At 39.4% G+C, this 25,860-nt stretch carries 21 protein-coding genes; 15 read left to right on the forward strand and 6 right to left on the reverse strand.

Going from position 1 to position 25,860, the window contains the following annotated elements:
- The first annotated feature begins 11 nt into the window (after window positions 1-11).
- The 9 genes from serC to ACFI34_RS12480 all read left to right on the forward strand — a co-directional run bounded on the left by serC (window position 12) and on the right by ACFI34_RS12480 (window position 8,082).
- Window positions 12-1,094 carry a 3-phosphoserine/phosphohydroxythreonine transaminase gene (gene serC / locus ACFI34_RS12440; RefSeq protein ID WP_462673726.1) on the forward strand — a complete coding sequence of 361 codons (1,083 nt, stop codon included), beginning with the start codon at window positions 12-14 and terminating at the stop codon, window positions 1,092-1,094.
- Window positions 1,094-2,371, forward strand: a complete 1,278-nt coding sequence (gene aroA, locus ACFI34_RS12445) for a 3-phosphoshikimate 1-carboxyvinyltransferase (protein ID WP_462673727.1) — start codon at window positions 1,094-1,096, stop codon at window positions 2,369-2,371. The genes serC and aroA overlap by 1 nt, the downstream gene beginning before the upstream one ends.
- A 106-nt stretch (window positions 2,372-2,477) precedes the next feature.
- Complete coding sequence (cmk, locus tag ACFI34_RS12450) at window positions 2,478-3,188, forward strand: (d)CMP kinase (protein WP_039036919.1); 711 nt, start codon at window positions 2,478-2,480, stop codon at window positions 3,186-3,188.
- 95 nt (window positions 3,189-3,283) lie between these two features.
- Window positions 3,284-4,951: a 30S ribosomal protein S1 gene (gene rpsA, locus ACFI34_RS12455; protein ID WP_006794164.1), complete on the forward strand. Its 1,668-nt coding sequence runs from the start codon at window positions 3,284-3,286 to the stop codon at window positions 4,949-4,951.
- 66 nt (window positions 4,952-5,017) lie between these two features.
- Complete coding sequence (gene ihfB, locus ACFI34_RS12460; protein WP_006794165.1) at window positions 5,018-5,305, forward strand: integration host factor subunit beta; 288 nt, start codon at window positions 5,018-5,020, stop codon at window positions 5,303-5,305.
- A gap of 21 nt (window positions 5,306-5,326) precedes the next feature.
- Complete coding sequence (locus tag ACFI34_RS12465) at window positions 5,327-5,608, forward strand: lipopolysaccharide assembly protein LapA domain-containing protein (RefSeq protein ID WP_008132961.1); 282 nt, start codon at window positions 5,327-5,329, stop codon at window positions 5,606-5,608.
- Between the two features lie 2 nt (window positions 5,609-5,610).
- Complete coding sequence (gene lapB, locus ACFI34_RS12470; protein ID WP_462673728.1) at window positions 5,611-6,747, forward strand: lipopolysaccharide assembly protein LapB; 1,137 nt, start codon at window positions 5,611-5,613, stop codon at window positions 6,745-6,747.
- A 163-nt stretch (window positions 6,748-6,910) separates the two neighbouring features.
- Window positions 6,911-7,615, forward strand: a complete 705-nt coding sequence (gene pyrF, locus ACFI34_RS12475; protein WP_006794168.1) for an orotidine-5'-phosphate decarboxylase — start codon at window positions 6,911-6,913, stop codon at window positions 7,613-7,615.
- Between the two features lie 92 nt (window positions 7,616-7,707).
- On the forward strand, window positions 7,708-8,082 hold the full coding sequence (locus ACFI34_RS12480; protein ID WP_462673729.1) for a hypothetical protein: 375 nt from the start codon (window positions 7,708-7,710) through the stop codon (window positions 8,080-8,082).
- A 37-nt stretch (window positions 8,083-8,119) separates the two neighbouring features.
- Here ACFI34_RS12480 and ACFI34_RS12485 read toward each other — a convergent pair whose 3' ends face one another.
- Window positions 8,120-8,956, reverse strand: a complete 837-nt coding sequence (locus ACFI34_RS12485; RefSeq protein ID WP_462673730.1) for a CvfB family protein — start codon at window positions 8,954-8,956, stop codon at window positions 8,120-8,122.
- Window positions 8,957-8,958: 2 nt separating this feature from the next.
- Window positions 8,959-10,281, reverse strand: a complete 1,323-nt coding sequence (locus ACFI34_RS12490; protein ID WP_462673731.1) for a DEAD/DEAH box helicase — start codon at window positions 10,279-10,281, stop codon at window positions 8,959-8,961.
- A gap of 198 nt (window positions 10,282-10,479) precedes the next feature.
- Here ACFI34_RS12490 and trhO point away from each other — a divergent pair, with 198 nt between their 5' ends.
- The 5 genes from trhO (at window position 10,480) to ACFI34_RS12515 (ending at window position 18,445) form a co-directional block, all read left to right on the forward strand.
- On the forward strand, window positions 10,480-11,487 hold the full coding sequence (trhO, locus tag ACFI34_RS12495) for an oxygen-dependent tRNA uridine(34) hydroxylase TrhO (protein WP_462673732.1): 1,008 nt from the start codon (window positions 10,480-10,482) through the stop codon (window positions 11,485-11,487).
- A 171-nt stretch (window positions 11,488-11,658) separates the two neighbouring features.
- On the forward strand, window positions 11,659-12,672 hold the full coding sequence (locus ACFI34_RS12500) for an efflux RND transporter periplasmic adaptor subunit (RefSeq protein ID WP_462673733.1): 1,014 nt from the start codon (window positions 11,659-11,661) through the stop codon (window positions 12,670-12,672).
- 2 nt (window positions 12,673-12,674) lie between these two features.
- Window positions 12,675-15,755 carry an efflux RND transporter permease subunit gene (locus tag ACFI34_RS12505; protein WP_462673734.1) on the forward strand — a complete coding sequence of 1,027 codons (3,081 nt, stop codon included), beginning with the start codon at window positions 12,675-12,677 and terminating at the stop codon, window positions 15,753-15,755.
- 86 nt (window positions 15,756-15,841) lie between these two features.
- A complete protein-coding gene (locus ACFI34_RS12510) occupies window positions 15,842-17,737 on the forward strand; it encodes a DUF294 nucleotidyltransferase-like domain-containing protein (RefSeq protein ID WP_462673735.1) in 1,896 nt (631 codons plus the stop codon).
- A gap of 3 nt (window positions 17,738-17,740) precedes the next feature.
- The gene (locus tag ACFI34_RS12515) at window positions 17,741-18,445 is read left to right on the forward strand and encodes a 3'-5' exonuclease (protein ID WP_462673736.1); all 705 of its coding nucleotides are present in this window, start codon (window positions 17,741-17,743) and stop codon (window positions 18,443-18,445) included.
- Window positions 18,446-18,502: 57 nt separating this feature from the next.
- Here the strand turns inward: ACFI34_RS12515 and ACFI34_RS12520 are convergent, their stop codons facing one another.
- The 4 genes from ACFI34_RS12520 to pxpB form a co-directional block, all read right to left on the reverse strand.
- On the reverse strand, window positions 18,503-20,083 hold the full coding sequence (locus ACFI34_RS12520; RefSeq protein ID WP_462673737.1) for a BCCT family transporter: 1,581 nt from the start codon (window positions 20,081-20,083) through the stop codon (window positions 18,503-18,505).
- A gap of 379 nt (window positions 20,084-20,462) precedes the next feature.
- Window positions 20,463-22,136: an asparagine synthase B gene (gene asnB / locus ACFI34_RS12525; protein WP_462673738.1), complete on the reverse strand. Its 1,674-nt coding sequence runs from the start codon at window positions 22,134-22,136 to the stop codon at window positions 20,463-20,465.
- 320 nt (window positions 22,137-22,456) lie between these two features.
- The gene (locus tag ACFI34_RS12530; RefSeq protein ID WP_462673739.1) at window positions 22,457-23,386 is read right to left on the reverse strand and encodes a 5-oxoprolinase subunit C family protein; all 930 of its coding nucleotides are present in this window, start codon (window positions 23,384-23,386) and stop codon (window positions 22,457-22,459) included.
- Complete coding sequence (gene pxpB, locus ACFI34_RS12535; protein ID WP_462673740.1) at window positions 23,386-24,039, reverse strand: 5-oxoprolinase subunit PxpB; 654 nt, start codon at window positions 24,037-24,039, stop codon at window positions 23,386-23,388. The genes ACFI34_RS12530 and pxpB overlap by 1 nt, the downstream gene beginning before the upstream one ends.
- 241 nt (window positions 24,040-24,280) lie before the next feature.
- Between pxpB and msrA the strand changes: the two genes are divergently transcribed.
- Window positions 24,281-25,570 (forward strand): peptide-methionine (S)-S-oxide reductase MsrA, encoded by a 1,290-nt coding sequence (msrA, locus tag ACFI34_RS12540; protein WP_462673741.1) that lies wholly within the window; start codon window positions 24,281-24,283, stop codon window positions 25,568-25,570.
- Window positions 25,571-25,860: the final 290 nt, after the last annotated feature.

Here is a 25,860-nt window from a genome sequence, read left to right on the forward strand (position 1 = left end):
AGGCAAAGGTAATGAGTAAATATAATTTTTGTGCAGGGCCGGCTATGCTTCCGCAAGCGGTAATGCAAAAAGCACAAAAAGAATTCTTAGATTGGCAAGACATGGGCGTTTCTGTAATGGAAATTAGCCACCGTAGTAAAGAATTTTTGGCATTAACTGCAAAATGTGAAGCAAGCTTAAGACGCTTAATGAATATTAGTGATGAATTTGAAGTTTTATTTATGCATGGAGGTGGTCGCGGTCAGTTTAGTGCAGTACCCCTTAATCTTCATCAAGCAGATAAAAAAGCTATCTACTGCGAAAATGGCGTGTGGTCTAAAAGCGCTACCGACGAAGCTAACAAGTTTACTTCAACAACCAGTGTTGATGTACGTAACGATGCAGATGGAAAATTCTCAATTAAAAATGTAGCTGATTGGGTTTTACCTGCAGATGCCTCATATATTCATTATTGTCCGAACGAAACCGTAGATGGCTTAGAAATTTTTGAGGTGCCAAGTCATCCAACGGCACCAATTGTTGCTGATATGTCGTCAACGATTTTATCGCGCGAAATTGATGTAGATAAATTTGATTTAATTTACGCTGGTGCGCAAAAAAATATCGGTCCATCAGGTATCGCTATCGTTATTGTACGCAAAACATTACTTGAACGTGAAGGTTTAGCTAAGCCTGGTATTTTAGATTATGCACTCGAAGCGAAGCAGGGCAGTATGTTTAATACACCACCTACATTTGCATGGTACTTAGCTGCAGAAGTGTTTGAATGGTTAGAAGCACAAGGTGGTGTAAAAGCAATGGAAGCTCAGAACATCGCTAAGGCCGAACTTCTTTATAATTTTATTGATGAATCTCCTTTTTATTCAAATAAAGTAGCAAAGCATTGCCGCTCACGTATGAACGTACCATTTTGGCTTAATGATGAAAGTTTAAATGAAAAGTTTGTATCACAATCTAAAGAATCTGGTTTATTAGCGCTTGAAGGTCATAGAATAGTAGGCGGTATGCGCGCAAGTATTTATAACGCAATGCCACTTGAAGGCGTACAAGCGCTTGTTGATTTTATGGCAGCTTTTGCGAAGGAGAATAGCTAATGGAGCAACTTCGTTTAGAACCAATATCGCGTGTTAACGGCTCTGTGACATTACCAGGGTCAAAAAGTTTATCTAATCGTATTTTACTGCTGGCTGCTCTGGCTAACGGAACAACAGTAGTAGAGAACTTACTCGATAGTGATGATATTCGTCATATGTTGGGAGCACTAGAGCTTTTAGGTGTAACAGTAATACTTAATGAAGACCGAACAGTTGCAACTGTTCATGGTGTTGGTGGTGAGTTCAAAAAACCTAATAAACCTTTATTTTTAGGTAATGCGGGTACAGCATATCGTCCGTTAACAGCTGTTTTAGCTGCTGTTAAAGGTGAGTATGAGTTAGTCGGTGAGCCACGTATGGAAGAGCGCCCAATAGGGCACTTAGTTGATGCGCTTCAAGCCCTTGGTGGTGATATTACCTATACAAAGCACAAAGACTACCCACCGCTTAAAATTGTTGGTGGGCAAATTAATGGTGGCGAAGTTGAAATTGATGGCAGTATTTCAAGTCAATTTTTAACCGCTTTATTAATGGCAGCTCCATTATTCAGTGGTGATACGCAAATTACAATTAAAGGCACATTAGTGTCTAAGCCATATATTGATATTACTTTAGGTGTTATGGCGCGTTTTGGCATTACTGTTGAACACTCAGACTATTCACTATTTAAGGTAAAAGGTGGGCAGCAATATCAATCACCTAAACGCATAATGGTTGAAGGTGACGCATCGTCGGCTTCTTATTTTGTTGCAGCCGCAGCCATTGCTGGTGGCGAGATTGAAATTAAAGGTGTGGGTGCTAAATCGGTTCAGGGTGATATTGGCTTTGCGAAGGTGATGGAACAAGTCGGTGCACAAATCGATTGGTACGATGAACGTTTAGTTGTGAGGAAAGGCGAGTTAAAAGGGGTCGACATAGACGCCAATGCCATTCCCGATGCTGCAATGACATTAGCTACTGTTGCTTTATTTGCTAAAGGTCCCACAGCTATTCGTAATATTTATAATTGGCGTGTAAAAGAAACAGACCGTCTTTACGCTATGAGTACAGAACTTCGTAAAGTAGGTGCAAAAGTTGTTGAGGGGGAGGATTTTATTGAAATAACTCCGCCATTAACATTTAACGATGTCGCTATTGACACTTACGATGATCACCGGATTGCTATGTGTTTTGCAATGGTTGCCGTAGGCGGAAAGCCTATAACAATCAATGACCCTAAGTGTACCTATAAAACATTTCCTACGTTTTTCAATGTATTAGCATCGGTGAGTGAATAGGCTTTTTATAACTATTTATAAAAAGTTACACACTAATAGCAGATATATTTTAATAACTGACGTATAATGTCGCGGTTTATTTAGGTGTGCATTGCAGGAGGTTTAAATGCAGGCGTTATTAATGCCCGTGATCACCGTTGATGGCCCAAGTGGTTCTGGTAAGGGAACTGTTTGTCGTTTGTTAGCCGATAAGTTGGGTTGGGATGTATTGGATAGTGGTGCTATTTACCGCGTTTTATCCCTTGCAGCACTTCATCACCAAATCGCATTAGATAACGAAGAGGCACTTGTACCACTGGCTGCAAATTTAGACGTGCAGTTTTTGGTAGATAGCCAAACTAATGCTGGAAAAGTTATTCTAGAGGGAGAGGATGTAACCACGACTATTCGTAATGAAGAAGTGGGCGCAGCTGCATCAAAAGTAGCAGCTCTTCCTCGTGTTCGTGAAGCGTTATTAAGGCGTCAACGCGCTTTTAGAACCGAAAATGGTTTGATAGCAGACGGCCGTGATATGGGAACTGTTGTATTCCCAGATGCGCCATTAAAAATCTATTTGACAGCGAGCGCACAAGAGCGTGCTCGTAGACGCTTTGTTGAGTTGAATGAGCGTGGGCTTGATGTTACACTAAGTGGTCTATTAGAGGACATTCAAGCTCGTGATGACCGTGATATGAATCGCGCCGTCGCACCGCTTGTGCCTGCAGAAGATGCAATTGAACTCGATACTAGCGAGCTAAATGCACAGCAAGTGTTTGATAAAGTTATAACTTTATTAGATGCAGCTATCTCTGAAGGTAAACTTCCTAAACGAAGTTAAACACATTTTATGCACCAGCAGGATGCCAGTGCTATTTTAACAACCCCATGCAGCATGGTTGCTTATTGGTATTAATATATGAGACGTATATTCGTATGTCAGAAAATTTTGCGCAGTTATTTGAAGAAAGCTTAAAGGGTTTTGAAGCAGAGCAAGGCTCTATTGTTAAAGGTACAGTAATCTCAATCGAGAACAACATTGTACTTGTAGATGCTGGTCTTAAATCAGAAAGTGCTATCCCTGCAGAGCAGTTCAAAAATGCTGCTGGTGAACTAGAAGTTGCTGTTGGCGACGAAGTAGATGTTGCACTAGATGCAATCGAAGACGGTTTCGGTGAAACTATCCTTTCTCGTGAGAAAGCGAAGCGTCACGAAGCGTGGATCCGTCTTGAGAAAGCATGTGAAGAGCAAGAGACTGTTACTGGTGTTATCAACGGTAAAGTTAAAGGCGGTTTCACTGTTGAAGTTGATTCAATCCGTGCTTTCCTACCTGGTTCACTTGTTGATGTTCGTCCAGTACGTGACACAACTCACCTTGAAGGCAAAGAGCTTGAATTTAAAGTAATCAAGCTTGATCAAAAACGTAACAACGTTGTTGTTTCACGTCGTGCAGTTATCGAATCAGAAAACTCACAAGAACGTGAAGAGCTTCTTGCTAACCTTGTTGAAGGTCAAGAAGTTAAAGGTATCGTTAAGAACCTTACTGACTACGGTGCGTTCGTTGACCTTGGTGGTGTTGATGGTCTACTACACATTACAGATATGGCGTGGAAGCGTGTTAAGCACCCTTCAGAAATCGTTAATGTTGGTGACGAAATCGCAGTTAAAGTTCTTAAATTCGACAAAGATAAAACTCGTGTATCTCTAGGCCTTAAACAGCTTGGTGAAGATCCATGGGCAGCTATCGCTGGTCGTTACCCAGAAGGTTCTAAACTTTCTGGTCGTGTAACTAACCTTACTGATTACGGTTGCTTCGTAGAAATCGAAGAAGGCGTTGAAGGTCTAGTACACGTTTCTGAAATGGATTGGACTAACAAGAACATCCACCCTTCAAAAGTTGTTTCACTAGGTGACACAGTTGAAGTTATGGTTCTTGAAATCGACGAAGAACGTCGTCGTATTTCTCTAGGTCTTAAGCAATGTATTGCTAATCCTTGGCAGGAATTTGCTCGTCTACAAAACAAAGGCGACCAAGTTACTGGTAAGATCAAATCAATCACTGACTTCGGTATCTTTATCGGTCTTGACGGTGGTATTGACGGTCTTGTACACCTTTCAGATATTTCTTGGAACACACCTGGCGAAGAAGCTGTACGTGAATTCAAGAAAGGCGACGAAATCACTGCTATCGTATTGCAAGTTGACCCAGAGCGTGAACGTATCTCTCTAGGTGTTAAGCAAATCGAAGCTGACCCGTTCAATAACTACCTTGATGCAAACAAAAAAGGTGCTATTGTTAAAGGTAAAGTGACTGAAGTTGATGCGAAAGGCGCAACTGTTGAACTTATCGAAGGCGTTGAAGGTTACATCCGTGTAGCTGATATCGCTCAAGAGCGCGTTGAAGACGCAACTACTGTTGTTTCTGTAGGCGACGAAGTTGAAGTTAAATACGTTGGTGTTGATCGTAAGAACCGCACTTTAAGCTTATCTGTAAAAGCTCTTTTCGAAGCAGAAGAGAAAGAAGTACTAGAGAAGCTTAAGAAAGAAGAGCCAGTGTTTGAAAACGCAATGGCAGCTGCTTTCGCAAATGCACAAAAAGACTAATAAATAATTAGTTTTTAGTTGGGAGGGCATTTTGCCCTTCCTATATCTTTTTATTAAGGAAACGCTATGACTAAGTCAGAATTGATAGAAACACTTGCGGAACAACACGCACACGTTCCAGTGAAAGATGTTGAAAATGCTGTAAAAGAAATTCTTGAACAAATGGCCGGTTCATTATCTTCTTCAGATCGAATAGAGATCAGAGGATTTGGTAGTTTCTCTTTGCATTTCCGCGCTCCTCGCACAGGTCGTAACCCTAAAACTGGCGATACAGTAGAGTTAGATGGAAAGCACGTACCTCATTTTAAACCAGGTAAAGAATTACGCGACCGCGTCAATGCGAGCATTGCCTAGTTAATATAACGGAGTAGTTACTTGTTCAAGGTATTGAAATTTATTCTGGTAGCGCTATGCCTAATTAGCGCATTTGTATTAGGGTCACAAAACCCACAGTTAGTACAAGTAAATTATATTATAGCCAGTAATACTCTGCCTTTAGCTGTAATAATAAGTATCTGCTTTTTGTTAGGTGTTTTAATAGGTTGTTTTATAAGCTTTAAGCTATTCTCTCAATTAAAGTGGCAAAATTACCGTTTGAAAAAACAGTTAGCGCCTGAGAAAAATAAAAACAAGCTTGACGTTAATAAAGACACCTAATTATGATTGAGCTTTTGTTTTTACTACTACCTGTTGCAGCCGGCTACGGTTGGATTATGGGTAAAAACAGCGCAAAAAATCATGCTCACCAACTTAATCGTCAAATAACTTCTGAATACAGTAAAGGGCTTAAGTTTTTATTAGACCGCGAAGAAGATCAAGGTTTAGAACACTTAATAAATTTACTAGAGGTTGCAGCGGATTCAGTAGAACATTACTCTACACTTGCTACTATGTTTCGTCGCCGAGGCGAATTAGACCGCGCAATCAAAATTCATGAACTTCTTTTAAAACACCCAAGTTTGAGTGAGCAGCAAGCCGCTACTAGTCGCTTAGAATTAGCCGAAGATTATATAATGGCTGGATTGCTAGATGGTGCAGAAGAGCATTTGGTTTGGTTGGTCAAGGCCGGCCATGTAGAAGCTCTCGATCCTATTATTACCTTATACTCGCAAACTCGTGAGTGGGATAAAGGCATTAATATGTTTGAATCTCACAGTGAATTATTCTCTAAAGAGCAACAATTTAAGGCTATCGCGAATTTTTATTGTGAGTCTGCCCTTAGTGACAATACTCCTCAAATTATGCGAAAAGCAATTAGCCTAAATTATAAAGCCGTAAGGCCCTTGTACGAGCTAGGTGTCATCGCTTTTTCCAAAGAAGATTACGTTAAAGCTATTTACTACTGGCGTGAACTAATCTGTCAGTTTACGTTGTTTGCGCCGTTATTTATTGATGAGCTAGCGCATAGTTATAAACAACTAAATTTAACGCATCAGTTTCATGAACTAGTAAGCGATTTACTAGACAAAGGTGGTGTTCTAATAAAAATAAAACATTGCCAAGCTCTTTTAGAGCAAGGTCATACAAAACAAGCTTTCGATTTTTTAACTGACAGTTTAAAAAGACAACCTACGATCAGGGGATTTAGTTTTTTACTGCAGCTAATGGGTGACCAAAATAAAAATACAAAAGAAGTACTTAATGAAATTGATAGTCTTGTAACGTCATATATTGCTACTAAGCCAGATTTTCAATGCCAGCATTGTGGCTTCACAAGTTATACAATTTATTGGAATTGCCCTTCTTGTAAACATTGGGAAACCATTGTCCCAAGTAGAGGTTTAGACGGATTTTAATAACCCCTAAATACTTAATTATTGTAATGCCCTTACAAACTCGACTAGAAGTTTAACTAGCATCTATATACTAATTAAACCTCCTTACTCACTTTGTGTAAGTTCGCTTTGCTAACTAAGTTGAATATATAAAAACTCTTTACTGCTACAGATTAGGATAACTATGTCTTTCGAAAATTCAAAAAAAGTGCTTATCGCTTTAGACTACGACGATCAAGAAACAGCATTAGCATTTGTAAAACAGCTTTCGCCCGATACTTGTCGATTAAAAGTAGGCAAAGAAATGTTTACTTACTTTGGCCCTGAATTTGTTAAAGAGTTAATTGAACTCGGTTTTGATGTATTTTTAGATTTAAAGTTTCATGATATTCCTAACACAGTTGCAAAGGCAGTTACAGCTGCTGCAAAAATGGGCGTTTGGATGGTAAATGTTCATGCGTCAGGCGGGTATGAAATGATGCACAAAGCAAAACTTGCTTTAGAAGAATTTGGAGATAGAGCACCAATTCTTATTGCTGTAACTGTGTTAACAAGTATGGATGAACCAGAATTAAAACGCTTAGGTATAAACAAATCACCACAGGAGCAGGTAATATACCTTGCAAAATTAGCCAAGGAAGCAGGCCTTGATGGGGTTGTTTGTTCTGCTCAAGAAGCGAATGTTTTAAAGGCTGAGCTTGGTGAGCATTTTAAATTAGTTACCCCTGGTATTCGCCCTGAAGGCAGTGAAGCAGGCGATCAAAAAAGAATAATGACTCCAAAACAAGCAATTGAAGCTGGCAGTGATTATCTAGTTGTAGGCAGACCGATTACTAAAGCAGCAAATCCAGTAAAAGTACTGCAAGATGTTAATGAATCTATAAAATAATTTACAAAAAACAGCAAATAAGTACTAAACCCCTTACGATATGTGTAATTTGTGTTACATTTATGATATCAAAATGATGTAAGGGGTTTATTTTGAAGCTATTATTTGGTTCAGTGTTAATTATCATTGCAGGCTTTTCAGTTAACAAATATGTATTTTCTAGTAAGGCTTATGATGGCGTTACAACAGTAACAGACGTTATATCAGCTTATCCTGTAGACATGTTTGATTTTAAAAAAACAATGAAGGATTATGCTCACCATCTTTGCTACAGAAATTCTGACGCATTAAATGCTCAAGATATCACTGTCAGTGATTGTTTAAATCATCATGATGAAAAGAAATTGGAGTGTGAAATAAAGGTTTTTAGATTAGCGCCGCAAAATTTAGAATCAGAAAGGGAAGTACTTGATTATTCAAGGCAATATACGCAATGCACATTGCCTTATAAGTATATTTTAGGTTAAACACTCATTATATTAATATAGAATGAGTGTTGTTTAATTATTTCGATTTCAAGCGAATTGATTTTGCTTCAATTTCAATAAGCTCTTGCTTAAACAAACCACCAATTGCCTTTTTATAATTAGCCTTACTCGTAGAGAATACTTTTTTGATAAGCTCAGGATCAGATTTATCGCCAATAGCGAGTATTCCGCCTTCGTTTTTAAGCTTTTCTATTATTTTATCGCCAAGCTCACTTACCTTGCCCATGCCTGGCTTTTCTAGCACAACGTCAATTTTTCCGTCGTCTCGAACTTTTTTAACAAAGCCCTTAAGCTTTTGCCCTACAAATAAGTTTTTAAACACCATGTTGTAAAACACAACACCAAAGTGAGATTCTTCAATAAGCACTTTGTAGCCAATATCTGTTTTACCAGCAACAATTAAATCAACCTCTTGAAGATTGGTGTATTCAGGTTCATCTTTCGATAAAAAGCGATTAAAGTTAGTTGAAGCACAAATGCGTTGGCTGGCATTATCAAGGTACAATCGAACTAAATAAGAATGTCCCTCTTGCATGCGTGGCTTTTGTTCATTAAATGGGGCTAATACATCTTTTTCTAATCCCCAGTCTAAAAATGCACCAATACTATTTATTTCCTTAACACGTAAAAGGGCGTATTCACCTACCTGAGCATGTGGTTTTTTAACAGTCGCCGTTGGTAAATTAGCATTATCTAAATATATAAATACGCTAATGCTATCACCAGCTTCAAGCTCATCTTTAATTTCGTTTTTTGGTAAAAAAACTTCCCCTAAATCATGACCGTCCAAGTAAGCGCCTTCATTACTCACTTCTTTTACAAATAGGGTTTGTGTTGTTCCAAGGTAACTCATAATTATTCCTGCTCAGGCTTTTTTTTACGGCGCATTGGTGAATCGCCATCGATATTCATAGGGGCTTTAATGGGTGCCGCTGGTTTTTTAGGCTTTGCTTTACGTTTAATTTGTGGCTTTTTAACCTGCGTTACTTTTTTAGCTTTAACAGTTGCAGCAGGTTTTTTCTCTTTTATCCCTTTAAATTTAGCTTTAAGCCCGTCAATAGTTGCAAATTTAAGCTCATCGTTTAAAAAAGATTTAATTGCTAAATAACTAGCCCAATCTTTAGGGCCTACTAATGAAATAGCGGTACCTTTAAAACCAGCACGTCCAGTTCTACCAATTCTGTGTACATATTCTTCTGCATGTTTTGGTAAATCAAAGTTAATTACATGCGTTACGCTTAACAAATCTAAACCACGGGATGCGACATCAGTGGTAATTAATATTTTAAAGTTTCCTCTGCTAAACGAGTCCATAATGTCTAAGCGTTTGCTTTGTGTTAAATCTCCCGCTAGTGCGACTGATTTAAATCCTTTTCTATTTAACTCTTCACTTAAACGGCTTGTATCTGCCCGGGTGGCAGTAAATATTATGCATTGGCCAACTTCGTCTTGCTTTAAAAAGTGTGCTAATAACGCTTCTTTGTGATCTAGATGGTCGGCTAAGTAGAGTGTTTGCGTTATATCGCTGTGCTGTTCATTTGCAGCACTAAGCGTGATCTGTTTTGGTTTTTTTAATAAATTACGCGAAAGCGCATCTACTTGAGCGTGGTCTAGGGTTGCTGAAAACAATAATGTTTGGCGAAGACGGTGATTGGCTTCGTCGTTAATTAACTTTAGTTGCTCAGTAAAGCCCAGATCTAAAATACGATCTGCTTCATCAAAAATTAGCAGTTCTAAACCACTTAATTGTAACGAGCGTTTGCTAATATGATCGGCCAAACGACCGGGTGTTGCCACTACGAACTGTGGGTCGTTCCTTAATGCTTTAATTTGGTCATTAAAGTTTTCACCACCTAATACTTTTACAGCTTTAATCGCCGTGCCCGCTATTAACAAACGCAACTGTGTAAATACTTGCGTAGCTAATTCGCGTGTAGGGGCAACAATAAGTACACGTGGATCGCGTTTACTGAGTGCTTTTTGTTTCATAACCCGTTGTACTGCGGGTAATAAAAACGCCAAGGTTTTGCCCGACCCAGTCTTTGACTGAGCAAAAATGTCATGCCCTGCAAGTGCGGTAGGCACTGCATGTGCTTGAATGTCTGTGGGCTGGGTGATCCCTTGATGTGCTAATTGTGTTTCAAGGCGAGTATCAATCCCAAGATCAGTAAAGTGCAATGTAATGTTCTCCAATGTGCAACTTAAATTAATTGCTGCATTATAGCGTACACATGGCTTATCCCGACAGCAAAAAGCAAAGTATGGTGCTATTTTTTGCAATTAATCTAAAAAAGCGTAAAATACGCGCCCCATATGCGCCGGATTTACGATTCGGTAAACGCCAATATTGGCTAATAAGGCAAAATAGGAAATAAAATGACAGCTGTTCATAAAGATGATCTTACCAGCGAACACTTTGTAGTGTGCGCTTTATACAAATTTGTAGGCCTACCTGAATTTGAAGCATTACGTAAACCTCTACTAGAGGTTATGGAAAAAAACGAAGTGCGAGGCACATTACTTTTAGCTGCAGAAGGGATAAATGGCACTGTTTCTGCAAAAAGAGAAGGCATTGATAACCTCCTTGCATGGCTAGATGAGCAGCCAAATTTAAAAAACATCGTTACTAAAGAATCCTACGATGACGAATGTCCGTTTTACCGCACAAAAGTAAAACTAAAAAAAGAAATCGTAACAATGGGCATAGAGGGAATAGATCCACTTAAAGTAGTGGGAAGTTATGTTAAACCTAAGGACTGGAATGCATTAATTTCTGACCCCGAGGTTGTACTTATCGATACGCGTAACGATTACGAAATTGAAATTGGTACATTTCAAAATGCCGTTGATCCAAATACAACAACGTTTCGTGAATTCCCTCAGTGGGCAAAAGAAAATCTTGATCCTGAAAAACATAAAAAAGTTGCTATGTTTTGTACCGGTGGTATTCGATGCGAAAAATCAACAGCTTACATGAAAGAGCAGGGCTTTGATGAAGTTTATCACTTAGAAGGCGGTATTCTTAAGTACTTAGAAGAAGTGCCAAAAGAAGAAACCATGTGGGAAGGCGAGTGTTTTGTTTTTGATAATCGCGTTGCTGTAAACCATGACCTACAAAAAGGTTCTTACGATCAATGTCATGCGTGTCGTATGCCTATTACTGAACAAGAAAAACAAAAGCCTGAATATTTAGAGGGTGTTTCATGTCATCATTGTATTGATAAGGTAACTGATGAGCAGCGAGCCCGTTTTGCAGAGCGCCAAAAACAAATTGAGCTCGCACAGGCTCGTGGTGAAGGGCATATAGGTAACGAAGCACAGACAGTTCTTCAACAACGTAAAGAAGCTAAAAAAGCACAAAAAGATGCGCAACGCGCAAAGTAATTCATCGGTAATATTTATTAAATAAAAAAGAGCTTCACGGCTCTTTTTTTTGCCTTCATTTTGTTATTCATCTTACATAGTTGAGTGTTCAGCGTTACCACTGGCTAATTTTGATCACACTTTTGTTACACTGCGTATAGTGGTTAACAAAATTGTCTATTAGGTGGTTCTTTGAAATTGCGCATACTTCTATTAAATATCTATTTGTTATTATTCATTTTTAGCACCGCAGCATCAAGTGCAAATGTAATGGTACAAAAAGTAACAACGGAACGTACAAAAGAAGAGGTAAAAGCTGTAGGAAATGCAGAAGCAATTCATTCCGTTATATTATTCCCTGCTGTTGGTGATAGAGTTACAGCAGTTCACTTTAAACCGGGTAACTTTGTTAAAGAAGGTGATGTTTTAGTTGAACTAGACTCTCGTAGGCAAAAAGCAGCCCTTAAACAAGCAGAAATAACCCTAGCAGACACTCAGCGCACACTTAACAGACTCAGCGAAAGTCACAAAAAAGGGGCAATCCCTAAAAGTGACTTAGATGATGCAAAGACTCTGCATGCACTTGCCGAGGTAGCACTTATCAATGCAAAAACAGACCTAGAAGATAGAACAGTACTTGCGCCATTCGATGGTGTGATGGGACTTACTGATGTTGAAAAAGGGGATCGCATTACAGAGCAAACTGCCATTGCAACGATTGATGATACCCGCAGTTTGTACATTAATTTTAACGCCCCCGAGTCAGCTGTCTCTATGCTAAAAAATAAAGGCATTGTTGAAGTAACACCATGGCAAAGCGCAAAAGCTATTAATGCTCAAGTTTCATATCTTGACTCTCGAATAAATCCACAAACCCGTACCTTACGTGTCAAAGCCAAACTGGAAAATGCAAATGATCAGTTTATGCCTGGTATGAGTTTTCGAATTAATATTACCATGCAAGGGGAGTCATATGCTGTTGTGCCTGAGGCTGCACTTATGTGGGGAGCAACAGGGCCTTATGTATGGAAAAGTATAGATAAAATAGCTAAGCGTATTGATGTAAAAATAGAGCAACGCTTAGCTGGACGATTGTTAGTTTCAGGCAATTTAAATGAAAACGATATATTGGTTGTTGAAGGCGTCCAACGCTTGCGCGAAAACCAAACATTAACGTTTGCCAATATTAGTAATTTAGAGGAATAATAATGAAAAATTCCCCTATGATGCAAGACCTTCCTTCAATGGCAATTCGCCGCCCAGTGCTCATTGTTGTTTTGAATCTATTAATAATAATTGCCGGTTTAGCTGCAATCGCTGGCATTGAAGTTAGAGAGTTACCGGATGTTGATAGACCGCGTATAACAGTCTCTGCATCATTTCCTGGTGGGTCACCCGAAACGGTTGATACAGAAGTAACCAGCAAACTGGAAGGGGCGATAGCCCGAGTGAGTGGCGTTAAATCAATACGTGCACAAAGTGAAGAGGGCAGTGCTCGTATTGTTGTTGAGTTTCGCCCTGGCGTAGATTTAGACAATGCAGCTAACGAAACCAGAGAGTCTGTTGCTCGTGTACAAAGAGAATTACCAGAGGAGGTGGAGCGTGTTGCCATTATCAAAGCCGATAACGATGCAGAAGCTGTTGTTTCGCTCACAGTATCAAGTAATAGTCTAGCACTTGAAGCCCTAACTGAACGCGTTGAAACCGATTTAGCTCCCCAGTTTTTAACCATACCGGGTGTTGCCGATGTCAGGTTAAACGGAGACCGAAAACGTGTTTTGCGAGTTCGCTTAGATCCATTAAAGTTAAGTAGTTTTAATCTTACTATTCCTGATGTGGCAGATGTTTTACGAGAAGCGCCCTTTGATGTACCCGCGGGTAGCCTTAAATCAAGTGACCAACAAGTAATTGTTAGAGCCGATGCAACTTCTATTACACCTAGTGAAGTAGCAGATATTATTGTTAGCGGCGATACACGAGTAGGTGATATTGCATCGGTCTATTTTGGTCCTGCAGATCCACGCTCTATGGTTCGTTTAGATGGCAAACCCGTAATTGGAATGGAGGTTATTCGCCAAGCGCAGTCGAATACAATTGAAATATCGGATGAAGTGCTTCAGTTGCTCGAAAACATGCGCAAACGATTCCCTGAGCTCGAATTTACGCTAACCTCAGATGACGCGCAATTTATAAGAAGCTCAGTTGATGAAGTAATCAATTCCTTAGTGCTTACCGTTTTGTTAGTGGTAATAACATTATGGGTATTCATAGGTTCGTGGCGCGCTACACTTGTGCCAGCTTTTGCTATACCTGTTGCGCTTATAGGTTCACTTGCTCTTATTTGGGCCCTTGGTTTTTCTATCAATATACTCACTTTATTAGCGCTTGTGCTAGCCACGGGTTTAATAGTCGATGATGCAATTGTTGTGAGTGAAAACATACAACGTCAAAGAGGCTTAGGACTTGGTCGGCGCGCTGCCGCAGTCATAGGTACGAGAGAAGTATTTTTTGCGGTTGTTGCCACAACTGCGGTATTAGCAGCGGTTTTCATTCCTATTGCATTTTTACCTTCTACGGCAGGACGATTATTTAGAGAGTTTGGCGGGGTGCTTGCAGGTGCAGTCATTATTTCAAGTTTTGTTGCGTTATCACTTGTCCCTGCATTGACTTCAAAATTAAAACTGAAAAAACAAAGCAACCACCCGTTTGCCAAAGTAGGCAATAAGCTTGTTAAGCTTTACAGTACAACAATAAAAAGTGTTTTGAACCGTGCTTGGTTAGTTCTCATCGTATGCATATTAATAGCCTTTGGTTCTGGTGCATTGTATCTAAACCTCGATAACGAACTTTTACCCACAGAGGACAGGGGTAAAATACGAATTTTTGCCAGAGGACCTGATGGTGTAGGTTTGAACTTTATGGACAGGCAAGCAATGCAGATGGAAGATATTTTGTTACCTTTCGTAGAAAGTGGTGAAATAGAATCTATTTACACCGTTGTTGGGCAATGGGATCCAAATATTGTTTTTATTACAGTACCACTAAAGCATTGGGACGACCGTCAATTTAGCCAGCAAGAAATCATTAATAAAATTCGTGGACCATTAGGTGAAATTCCAGGCGCAGCCGGGCGTGCATCGGGTTCAAACAGTTTAAATTTAAGAGGTCAAGGTGGCGGTATAGAAATCGCTTTATTAGGCCAAGATTACCAACAAATTTTTGTTGCTGCACAAGATTTTGCAAAGCAAATTGAAAACGCAATCCCGGGTACTGCCCCTGTAAGAGTATCTTATCAGCCGTCACAACCACAATTACGTGTAAATATTGATAGACGAAGAGCCGAAGAATTGGGTGTATCGCTAAGTGATATCTCAATTACGCTACGTGCTGCCATCAATGGGGATGATGTTGCAGATCTAAACATTGGCGATCAATCAATACCCATCATGCTGCAAGTACAAAACCAAGTTATTCAAGATCCAAGTGATTTAGCAAACCTTTATGTGGCAAGTTCGCAAGGGAAGTTAGTGCCAATTAGTAGCTTAGCTAATATTAGTGAAGAAGGTGTTGCAGCTGAACTTGAGCGTCATGCACAGCGTCGTGCTATTGAATTGGATATGGAATTACCCGATGGGATGACGATTGCAGATATAGTCGATCAAATTCGTAATTTATCTCAGCAATCTTTGCCTCAGGGCATTACTCTTGCGTTTAAAGGCGAAGCGCTGACCTTCGAAGAAACTGCAAACGAAGTCCTTCTAACTTACGTTTTAGCATTCTTAATTGTATTGCTTGTATTAGCTGCTCAATTCGAAAGTGTTAACAGTGCCATAGTAGTAATGCTAACGGTTCCATTTGGTATTACCTCTGCCATCTTAGCGCTGTATTTAACGAATACGTCTCTCAATATTTATTCGCAAATTGGCTTAGTCATGTTGATTGGTCTGATTGCAAAAAATGCTATTTTACTGGTTGAATTTGCAGACCAACTTCGCGATCAAGGCTTATCTGTGCGTGAGGCGGTTGAAGAGGCTGCGTTGGTTAGGTTACGTCCAATCACCATGACACTCGTTTCTACGTTACTTGGTGCACTACCATTAATATTATCAAGTGGGGCGGGTGCCGAAGCGCGTAATGCAATAGGTTGGGTTGTATTTGGTGGGCTCTCGCTTGCTGTTTTATTTACTTTATACTTAACACCAGTCATCTATTTAGGGCTTGCACGTTTTACTAAGCCAAGAGGGGATGAAACTAAACAGCTTGCCCAAGAGCTTGAACAAACAGAGTAAATCTTTATGAGCCTAATTAATTTTTTCTTTAAAAAACGGTTAATTAGGCCCACAATTGCATTACTGGATATTAGTAGGGATCTATAATGCAAAGCGAGCAAATTGAAATAGCGCAATTTTTATCACAACACCCTCCTTTTGATGATCTTCCTCAAAAAGCATTAGATGAACTTGCCCAACAAGTTGAAGTCAGTTACTTCAGGGCTAATACCGATATTTTACAATATGGCCAAGACATAGCTGATTTATACATAATAAGAAGTGGCTCTGTTGAAATGTACCGACGTGATGGTGAGCTGTATAACCGTTTGGCCACAGCAGGAATATTTGGGCAAATGGGATTACTAATGAATCGAAAGGTACGTTTTCCTGCTACAGCGCTCGAAGACACCTTAGTTTATTGTATAAACGTTGATATTTTTTTGCAGTATTGTGATGAATATGAAGTATTTGCAGATTATTTTGAAACCGATGGTAATGTGCGTTTGCATCAAGCAATTGTTGAGCAAGCCGATGGCAACGATTTAACCACTGCAAAGGTAAAATCGTTACTTCACCGAGACGTTGTTACAGTCGATGCAACTGAAACAGTAAAAAATATTGCACGGCTCATGACCGATGAGTCGGTTTCGTCAGTGCTAGTGACCGACGTTAATAAGCCTATTAATAACGACCCTCAAGAAGATGACGGGCAAGTCGTTGGCATAATAACAGATAAAGATTTACGTACTAAAATTGTTGCGCAGGGGCTTGATTACAACACGCCTGCACACGTTATTATGTCAACTAATCTAGTGCTACTTGATCAAAATGACTATATTTTTGAAGCCGTGCTTACCATGCTCAGAGATAACTTACATCATCTTCCTGTGGTACAAAAAAAACGGCCGATAGGTGTTATATCACTGTCAGATATTTTACGTTATGAATCGCAGAGTAGCTTATTGTTGGTGCGTGGTATCTTGGCACAGCAGTCTGTGGAAGATTTAGCCCACTATGCAAATCAACTTCCCCGTGTATTTGTGCGCATGGTAAATGAAGACGCTAACTCTCACATGGTTGGTACTGCAATGGCTGTCATTGGCCGTACCTTTAAACAACGACTGCTAATACTTGCAGAAGAAAAGTTCGGCCCGCCGCCAGTACCTTACTGCTTTATTGCATTAGGCTCTATGGCAAGGGATGAACAACTGATTGTTACCGACCAAGATAATGCACTCATATTAGATAATAGTTATGACGATGAAAAACATAATACATATTTTCAAAATTTGAGTGACTTTGTTTGTGATGGATTAGCTCAATGTGGCTATAACTATTGCGACGGTGAAATTATGGCATCCTTTAAAAAGTGGCGAAAAACACAAGACCAATGGTTTGAGCAATTCTCCCAATGGATTGCTGAGCCCAAACCACAGGCTTTACTAAACAGCTCTATATTTTTTGATTTAGACGGTGTGTGGGGTAAAACAAAATGGGCTGATGAGTTAAAAACATTTATTGCGAAACACAGTGCAAATAACAAACTTTTCTTAGCAAATATGGCAGCAAATGCACGAAATAGAACACCTCCACTTGGTTTTTTTAAAGGGTTTGTTCTTGAACACAATGGGCAGCATCAAAAATCTATGAATTTAAAACGACGCGGAACCGCGCCATTAAGTGATGTTGTTCGCGTCCATGCACTTGCCATTGGATCTCGTAAGCAAAATTCATTTGATCGCCTAGAAGATATTATAGAAGCCAATGTTTTGCCTGCAGGCAAAGCGCAAGACTTACGTGATGCATTAGAGTACATTTCAATGACGCGTATACGCCATCAGGCATGGCAAATTGAGCAGGATGAAGCACCCGATAATAACCTTGACCCTCGTTTACTTTCTCCTTTCGAACAGCGAAATTTAAAAGATGCTTTTGCTATTTTAGATAAGGCGCAAAATTACCTTAAATTTTGTTATACCGCACACTCAGGTGTGAAATAACCTATGTTTTTTAAAGAAGTAACAAACTGGAATACACGTTATGCTCAGCTTGCCGATGATGCGCAAAACAACTTACTAAAAAAGTTTTACTTGTCTTCATTTAGTGATGCTAGCGCCCCTGTAAAAGACATTCCTTTTGTTGCATTAGATTTTGAAACAACAGGGCTTAATAGTAAAACAGATGATATTGTGAGTGTGGGGTTAGTGCCATTCACATTGGCGCGAATATACTGTAAACAGAGTAAACATTGGGTGGTTCAGCCAAGAAGAAACCTAAATGAGTCATCGATTGTGATTCACGGTATTACTCATAATGATGTAGATAACGCGCCCGACTTTGACAACATTATTGCTCCTTTGCTTGATGCGTTACGTGCTAAGGTGATTGTTGTTCACTATGCGGCAATCGAACGTAGCTTTTTTAATAGCGCCTTATTATTGCGATTAAAAGAGCATATTGAGTTTATAGTCGTAGATACCATGGAACTTGAGCGAAGAGCACTTAAAGCAAAACAAGGATTAATAGGGCAGCTATTTAACACTAAACTGGGATCGTTGAGGCTAAATGACTGTCGTAAACGTTATTCTCTACCTGCGTATGATGGGCATCATGCGTTAACGGATGCGCTTGCAACCGCTGAGCTTTTACAAGCTCAATTGCGCCATCATTACACAGAAGAAACACCATTGTGCGCCATATGGAGCTGAACAAATATAAATAAAAACGCCGCAAAAATGCGGCGTTTTTTTAATGTTGTTAATTTATTACTTAACTGGGCGAGGCTCAGTTCTTAAACCTAACAATAAGCTCACACACATCAGTAAAAGCACAAACGTAAATGGTAAGCCTGTTGAAACTGCACCTGCTTGTAAGGCCTCAATAGCCTGTGTTCCGCCAATCCAAAGCAATGCTGCGGCAATAGCGCCCTCAACCGTAGCCCAAAATATACGTTGTGGAACAGGGGCGTCAATTTTACCACCAGCAGTAATAGAGTCGATGACTAACGACCCAGAGTCTGAAGAGGTAATAAAAAATACAAGTACAAGCACAATCGCAATAAACGATAATATATTTGCAAGCGGAAGCTCATCTAACATCTGAAACATTGCTAATGGAACCTCAGTTAAGCCATTAAGCCCAAGCGCGCCCACACCATTTATAATTTGGTCAATTGCAATACCACCGTAAATAGACATCCACAATACCGTTACTAAGGTTGGGATTAGTAACACAGCGATTAAAAATTCACGAATAGTGCGCCCACGTGAAACACGAGCTATAAACATGCCAACAAACGGTGACCACGAAATCCACCATGCCCAGTAAAATACAGTCCAACCGTGCATCCATGTTTCGTCTTCACGGCCATGTGGGTTACTTAAAGGAATAATGTTTTCAATATAGCCCATCACGGTATTTGGAATGTTGCCCATAGCTACAGCAAATCCCACAAGGCAAACAAACAATAACAATACAAACGCTATTAGCATGTTTATATTACTAAGTAGTTTTACACCGCCATCAATGCCGCGAATAACAGAGATAACCGCTAATAAAGTAACCCCTACAATCACTAATATTTGCGAACCAATACCGCCTTCTAAACCAAAGACATGATTAATACCTGCAGAGGCTTGTTGGGCACCCAATCCTAGAGAGGTAGCTAGACCAAACAAAGTCGCCAAAACAGCCAAAATATCAATAATATGACCTGGCCATCCCCACGCCTTATCACCTAAAATAGGGTAAAAAATCGAACGAATTGATAGTGGTAGTCCTTTATTGTAAGCAAAAAAAGCAAGGGATAAACTCACCACTGCATAGATTGCCCACGGATGAAGGCCCCAGTGAAACATGGTTGCACCCATAGCTAGCTTTGCAGCTTCTGGCGTGTTTGCTGCAACGTTTAGCGGTGTTTCGTACCAACCAGTATAATAAGCAACAGGTTCAGCTACACCCCAAAACATAAGCCCAATACCCATACCCGCTGCAAATAACATGGCAAGCCATGAAAGACGTGTATGAGATGGTTTAGCTTCACTTCCTCCTAAGCGTATATTTCCATATGGAGATACAATAAGTGCTAAACAGAAAACGACAAAAAAGTTAGCAGCCCACATAAATAGCGCATCGAAGTTATTAATGATATCGAATTTAATTGTATCCAGTGCCGTTTTAGCTGTTTGTGGCTCAGTAACAAGTAAGGCAACTAAAAATAAAATAATAAGGGCTGCACTGATCCCAAAAACAGGGTTATGAATATCAAACCCCCACTTTTGAACGTTATCCTGTCCTACGGTGTAATCTGTATTGTCGATACTATATTTGTCATGATTTTCCTTCATGCAATACCTCTTTTGTAATTATAAATAACTGGTTTATCCAGCCGCCCATTAAATACATTAGTCTATATACAGAGAATGAAAAATAATTTGAAGACTAACTAATTATATTCCTATCTTACAGATGATATGCAGCTACATAAACGTTTAAAGTAAAAAGTAGTCAAAATAGCGTGTTTTTTGGGTATTGTTAGCCAGATAAATAGCGATTTGAGAAATTAATAATAGGTAGGCAATATTTATAAGGTTAGAACTTAAACTATAATTTAAAAAATAGTTGTTTATAAACTAACTGGTCTATTAAGGTTGAGAGGTAAACTTTAATAAATGGAAAGGGGAGTTTTATACACTGCATAAAAATATACAGTGTATAAATTGGTGCTTATTTTTTACCTGTGTAAGCGTCGTTGTGAACGCCCGCTGCACGACCAGAAGGGTCCGCATTATTTTGGAACGATTCATCCCAAGCAAGTGCTTCTGGTGTTGAACAAGCAACTGACTTGCCATGTGGTACACACTTAGCCGAGGCGTCACCTGGGAAGTGCGACTCAAAAATAGCACGGTAGTAATAAGCTTCTTTTGAATCAGGGGTATTAATAGGGTATTTAAACTTAGCGTTAGCGAGGTCTTGATCGCTTACTTGCTCTTCAACATACTCTTTTAATGTATCTATCCAGCTGTAGCCAACACCATCAGAAAACTGTTCTTTTTGGCGCCATAAAACTTCATCAGGAAGGTAACCACCAAAGCCTTCACGTAAAATATGCTTTTCAATTTTGCCATCTTTACACATTTTAGCTTCAGGATTGATGCGCATAGCAACATCAACAAATTCTTTGTCTAAGAATGGTACACGGGCTTCAACACCCCATGCGGCCATCGACTTATTAGCACGCAGACAGTCAAACATATGAAGTTTAGATACTTTGCGATTTAGTTCTTCATGAAACTCTTGTGCATTTGGCGCTTTGTGGAAGTATAAGTAACCACCAAATAATTCATCGGCACCTTCACCAGAAAGAACCATCTTAATACCCATGGCTTTAATTTGACGAGCCATTAAATACATAGGGGTTGATGCACGAATTGTGGTTACATCATAGGTTTCTATGTGGTAAATAACTTCACGAAGCGCATCAATACCTTCTTGAATAGTAAAAATGATAGGGTGGTGCACTGTACCAATCATGTCGGCTACCTTTTGAGCTGCCGCTAAATCGGGTGAACCCTCAAGACCCACTGAAAACGAGTGAAGCTTAGGCCACCAAGCATCACTTTCGTCGTTATCTTCAATACGTTTAGCTGCAAAACGCTGTGTAATAGCAGAAATAACCGATGAGTCTAATCCGCCAGATAGTAATACACCGTAAGGTACATCACACATAAGTTGGCGTTTAACGGCTGCCTCTAGTGCGTCTTTCACATCTGATGACTCTGCACTGTTATCTTTCACTGCGTCGAACGTTTGCCAATCACGTTTGTAATAAGGCTTTAACTCACCATCTTTACTGTAAAGGTAATGACCAGGAGGAAATTCTTCAATATGTTTACAAATTGGAGAAAGTGCTTTTAGCTCAGATGCAACATAAAAGTTACCGTGCTCATCGTGGCCAGTGTATAGCGGTATAATACCAATGTGATCGCGACCAATTAAGTAGGCGTCATTTTCTTCATCATATAAGCAAAATGCAAAAATACCGTTCAAGTCATCTAAAAACTCAGGACCTTTTTGTTTATACAGCGCTAAAATAACTTCACAATCAGACTGTGTCTGAAAAGTAAAATCAGTGTCTAAGTTTGCAGCTAACTCTTTGTGATTATATATTTCCCCGTTTACCGCTAAAATATGCGTTTTTTCTGGGTTGTATAAAGGTTGCGCACCGCTAGATACACCAACTATCGCAAGACGCTCGTGAACTAAAACTGCTTTTTCGGACGCGTAAACACCAGACCAATCTGGGCCTCGGTGTCGTAGTAATTTTGACATTTCAATTGCTTGAGTTCGCAATTGAGCGGGATCAGATTTAATATCTAATACCCCAAAGATTGAACACATAGTAACTCCTCATTCCTATTATGTGTGCAGATCAGCCACTTTGCTGAACTGCGAACCCTTGTTTTATCAGAAATATTTACTCAAGTCACATAGCTTTTGCAATTAATTAAGAATAATTTATGCACCAATGTTTAAGTGACCGCACCTTGTTGGTGAACAAGGAGTAACTATGATTATTTTTGCACCAATTCCATTGTTCAAACTCTGTACTATTAGTGAGTTATCCAAGTGAGCTTGCTTTACAGACGGCTCGTTTTTGTAACACAGTGGTGCAATAAGCAACTGCTAATTAGTTAATGTTTAACGTAACTAATTATTGCTTAACGTTTGTTTTTAAGTGCAATGTTTAACTGGTTTAAATGACCGTCGAGCTTTTGTTTGGCGTGTAATGCTTGCTTAAACGTCACATATTCAAATTCAATTGTATCTAGTGGTCTGTATTGCGCAAATTGATGCAAATCTGCTTCAATTACGGTGCCTAATAAGGGGTAACCCCCCGTTGTTTGCGCATCGTTTAACAAAACAATGGGTTCTCCATTTGGTGGGAGTTGAATGCTGCCGGGGCTCACAGCAAGAGTAGGTAGTGAGTGTGAGTGAGTTAAAGAATAATTATCACTTTGAAGCCTAACACCCATGCGGTTACTATTGTGACTCACTTTAAACGACGACTGAGTAAACCCATTAATGATCTGTTTGGAGAAAAGCTCAGCATGTGGGCTTGGGTATACTCGGACAATTTTACGTTTTGGCGGCATAAGTGCTCCGCACTGAGTAAATTCTGATTGGTAAGGGTGTATTTTAATAGTGTCACCGGCGATGAGCGATTTGCCATTTAGTCCGCCAAAACCAGCATTTAAATCAGTTGCTTTAGAGTTCATAACAACCGGGCTTTGAATGCCCCCTTTAACAGCAATGTAGGCTCTTAATCCTGCTATGCCGGTTGAAAATTTTAGCACCTGTTTTTGTTTAATATTATATGTCCAACCCGGGTAAATAGGTTTTCCATCAAGTGTTGCATTTAAATTAGCACCAAATAAGGCAATAACAGTGTTGCATTCAAACGCAAGTTCGCACAAGCCAACGGTTACCTCAAGAACAGCGGCGTTTATATCATTATTTAAAAGGCAGTTTGCTATGGTTTGTGCGTAAGGGTCTAAGCTGCCAGACTGGCTAACGCCTAAATGGCGGTACCCGTTACGTCCAAAATCCTGGATGCTCAGTAATGGGCCACTTTTAATAACTTTAATCATTATTTATATCCCACAGATACAGGTATAAATTCAAGCGTGTCACCAGGCTGTATTAAGCATGGGCTTTTTTGCGTTGCATCAAATAATGGTATGTCAGTTCGGCCAATAATATGCCAGCCACCAGGCGAATCTGCCGGATAAATTGCTGTTTGGTCAGCACCAATAGCGACAGACCCTTTAGGTACTTTAAGACGAGGTTCTGAGCGTCTTGGTGTAAAAAGTTGCTTGTTTAGTCCATTTAAGTATGCAAAACCAGGTTGAAACCCCAAAAATAAAACAGCGTACTGGGGCTCACTGTGAAGGTTAATGACGTCATCAATGCTTAAACTATGAAAATTTGCCACGTAGTTTAAGTCTTCGCCGTTATAATGCGTTTTGATTTTGTGGTGTTTAGCTACGAACTCATTAGGTTTAATGTTATTCCAAATAGCTGGTAATTGCTCAAGCCATTTAGCTAACTCAATATCTTGCTTTAAATATAAAGTGAGTGAGTTCATACCGGGTACAATATCAATAAATGAATTACCTTTTTTACAGTGATTTGCTAAAGACCAAATTTTTTTTTGAATACTGAGTGTTCCGCTCGTGCTTAAGTGAGATGCATCAAGCAATAAGCTATTGTTTGATAAGGCGTAAACGTGAGGATTTTGCATTAGTAAAACCTAATTCGAACATCATTAAGCAAACCTATCACATATTTAATTAATTATTTATACCCATGAGAGCAGCACAGAACATTTATTCAAAATTGTTAATACATTGAAATTTAAATCTTATTACCAATTAGGTTTAAAAGTAAACTTTATATGTTTAGCCTCGTAATAAATAAGTCGTTTGAAATAATAATTAAATTTAAGTGGTCTTAATTAGTACGGACTTGTTTAGAGGTACACTATGAATTATCAGCATTTATTATATTTATCGGGCGCTGCAATTATATTTAGCTCAGGCGCATTTGCTTTATCGATGGAAAAGGTCGAACAAAGCGATGTAGCAGCCAGTATGCATGTAGAAAGCCTTGTACTAGGATCGGGGTGTTTTTGGGGCGCAGAAAAACGCTATGAAGCACTAGAAGGAGTGATTGATGCAGAGTCTGGCTATGCTGATGGCAATGGGTTTGAGGCTACTTACAAAAACATTACTAAGCAATCACGCCGCTTTGACGAAAACAATTACGCTGAAGTAGTTAAAGTTACTTACAACAGCAATATTATTTCTGCGCAAGAGTTACTTAAAAATTACTTTGAAAGTCACGATCCTACTCAGTTAAACAAACAAGGTAACGACATTGGTACGCAATACCGTTCAATTATTTTAACGAGCAATAATGAGCAAAGTGATACTGCTTTCAAGGTTAAAGCGCAGTACCAACAATTATTAACTAATGCAGGGTATGGGGATATAGTCACTGCAATAAAGCCACTCGAGGGGTTTATTGCCGCGGAAGAATACCATCAAAATTATTTGCAAAAAAATCCTAATGGTTATTGCCCTGATCATTCTACTGGTGTTGTTTTTGAACCAGTACCAGATGAAACTAAAGACAATACTGCCTTGTTAGCGGGTAAGCAAATAGTGGTTATAGACTCACGCGATTATTGCCCCTACTGTGAGAAGTTTAAAAAAGAGGTGGCTAATGACTACAAAGGAACGATTCCTTTATCATTTAGATTTGCCGACCAATTAGACGGATTAACGATTAAATCAGCGACATGGGCAACACCCACAATTCTATTTTTAGAAAATGGCGTAGAAGTATATGGGCGCCAAGGCTACGCAAGCCGTGAGACATTTTACAAAGCTTTAGGTGCATTTAAATTAGGAGATAGCGAAGCCTATAAGGTTGCATTTAATGCCAAAACCGATCGTCCTTATTGTAAAGAATATAAAATATTTAAAAATACACCCGATGGCACCTTTGTCGATAAGCTCAGTGGTGAGGCTCTATTTGACACTCGAGATCGTTTTAATTCTGGTACAGGTTGGCTGTCGTTTACGCATCCTGTTAAAAATAGTGTAACCGAACATGAAGACAACAGTTGGGGCATGCAGCGCATAGAATTGAGGTCTAAAAGTTCAGGAATTCATTTAGGTCACTTATTTCCGGGTGAAGGCCCTAGAGGGGAAGACAGATATTGTATCAACGCAACTGTATTAGACTTTATACCTCGTGATAATAGCTAACATTACATATAAACCAATAGGTCTATAAGTAAAGTCAGTCCACTGAATTAAGTGACGGTGTGAGGGTATTGAAGCATTGCTTAGTAAATAATTACGCTTAAGTTATTTAAAAGAGAGTTTTGTGCGTTGGCAGTGGCGTTAGGTGGGTAAGGGTTACTATTTATTAATATAATGTTTTACTCGTCTGTAAATAGGCATAAAAAAAGCCCTTAATTGCTTAAAGGGCTCTTCAAATATTTGGGATAGAGTGTAATTAAGTTGTAAAAATAAAACAGCCCAAACTAGGTCAC

Source organism: Pseudoalteromonas sp. PSi26 (genome assembly GCF_054960575.1).

Coding starts and splice junctions, on each gene's coding strand:
- pxpB (WP_462673740.1), bottom strand. CDS start 24,039: ATGCAAAATCCTCACGTTTACGCCTTATCAAACAATAGCTTATTGCTT.
- serC (WP_462673726.1), top strand. CDS start 12: ATGAGTAAATATAATTTTTGTGCAGGGCCGGCTATGCTTCCGCAAGCG.
- ihfB (WP_006794165.1), top strand. CDS start 5,018: ATGACTAAGTCAGAATTGATAGAAACACTTGCGGAACAACACGCACAC.
- rpsA (WP_006794164.1), top strand. CDS start 3,284: ATGTCAGAAAATTTTGCGCAGTTATTTGAAGAAAGCTTAAAGGGTTTT.
- asnB (WP_462673738.1), bottom strand. CDS start 22,136: ATGTGTTCAATCTTTGGGGTATTAGATATTAAATCTGATCCCGCTCAA.
- pyrF (WP_006794168.1), top strand. CDS start 6,911: ATGTCTTTCGAAAATTCAAAAAAAGTGCTTATCGCTTTAGACTACGAC.
- trhO (WP_462673732.1), top strand. CDS start 10,480: ATGACAGCTGTTCATAAAGATGATCTTACCAGCGAACACTTTGTAGTG.
- ACFI34_RS12505 (WP_462673734.1), top strand. CDS start 12,675: ATGAAAAATTCCCCTATGATGCAAGACCTTCCTTCAATGGCAATTCGC.
- ACFI34_RS12520 (WP_462673737.1), bottom strand. CDS start 20,083: ATGAAGGAAAATCATGACAAATATAGTATCGACAATACAGATTACACC.
- msrA (WP_462673741.1), top strand. CDS start 24,281: ATGAATTATCAGCATTTATTATATTTATCGGGCGCTGCAATTATATTT.
- cmk (WP_039036919.1), top strand. CDS start 2,478: ATGCAGGCGTTATTAATGCCCGTGATCACCGTTGATGGCCCAAGTGGT.
- lapB (WP_462673728.1), top strand. CDS start 5,611: ATGATTGAGCTTTTGTTTTTACTACTACCTGTTGCAGCCGGCTACGGT.
- ACFI34_RS12485 (WP_462673730.1), bottom strand. CDS start 8,956: ATGAGTTACCTTGGAACAACACAAACCCTATTTGTAAAAGAAGTGAGT.
- ACFI34_RS12510 (WP_462673735.1), top strand. CDS start 15,842: ATGCAAAGCGAGCAAATTGAAATAGCGCAATTTTTATCACAACACCCT.
- aroA (WP_462673727.1), top strand. CDS start 1,094: ATGGAGCAACTTCGTTTAGAACCAATATCGCGTGTTAACGGCTCTGTG.
- ACFI34_RS12515 (WP_462673736.1), top strand. CDS start 17,741: ATGTTTTTTAAAGAAGTAACAAACTGGAATACACGTTATGCTCAGCTT.
- ACFI34_RS12530 (WP_462673739.1), bottom strand. CDS start 23,386: ATGATTAAAGTTATTAAAAGTGGCCCATTACTGAGCATCCAGGATTTT.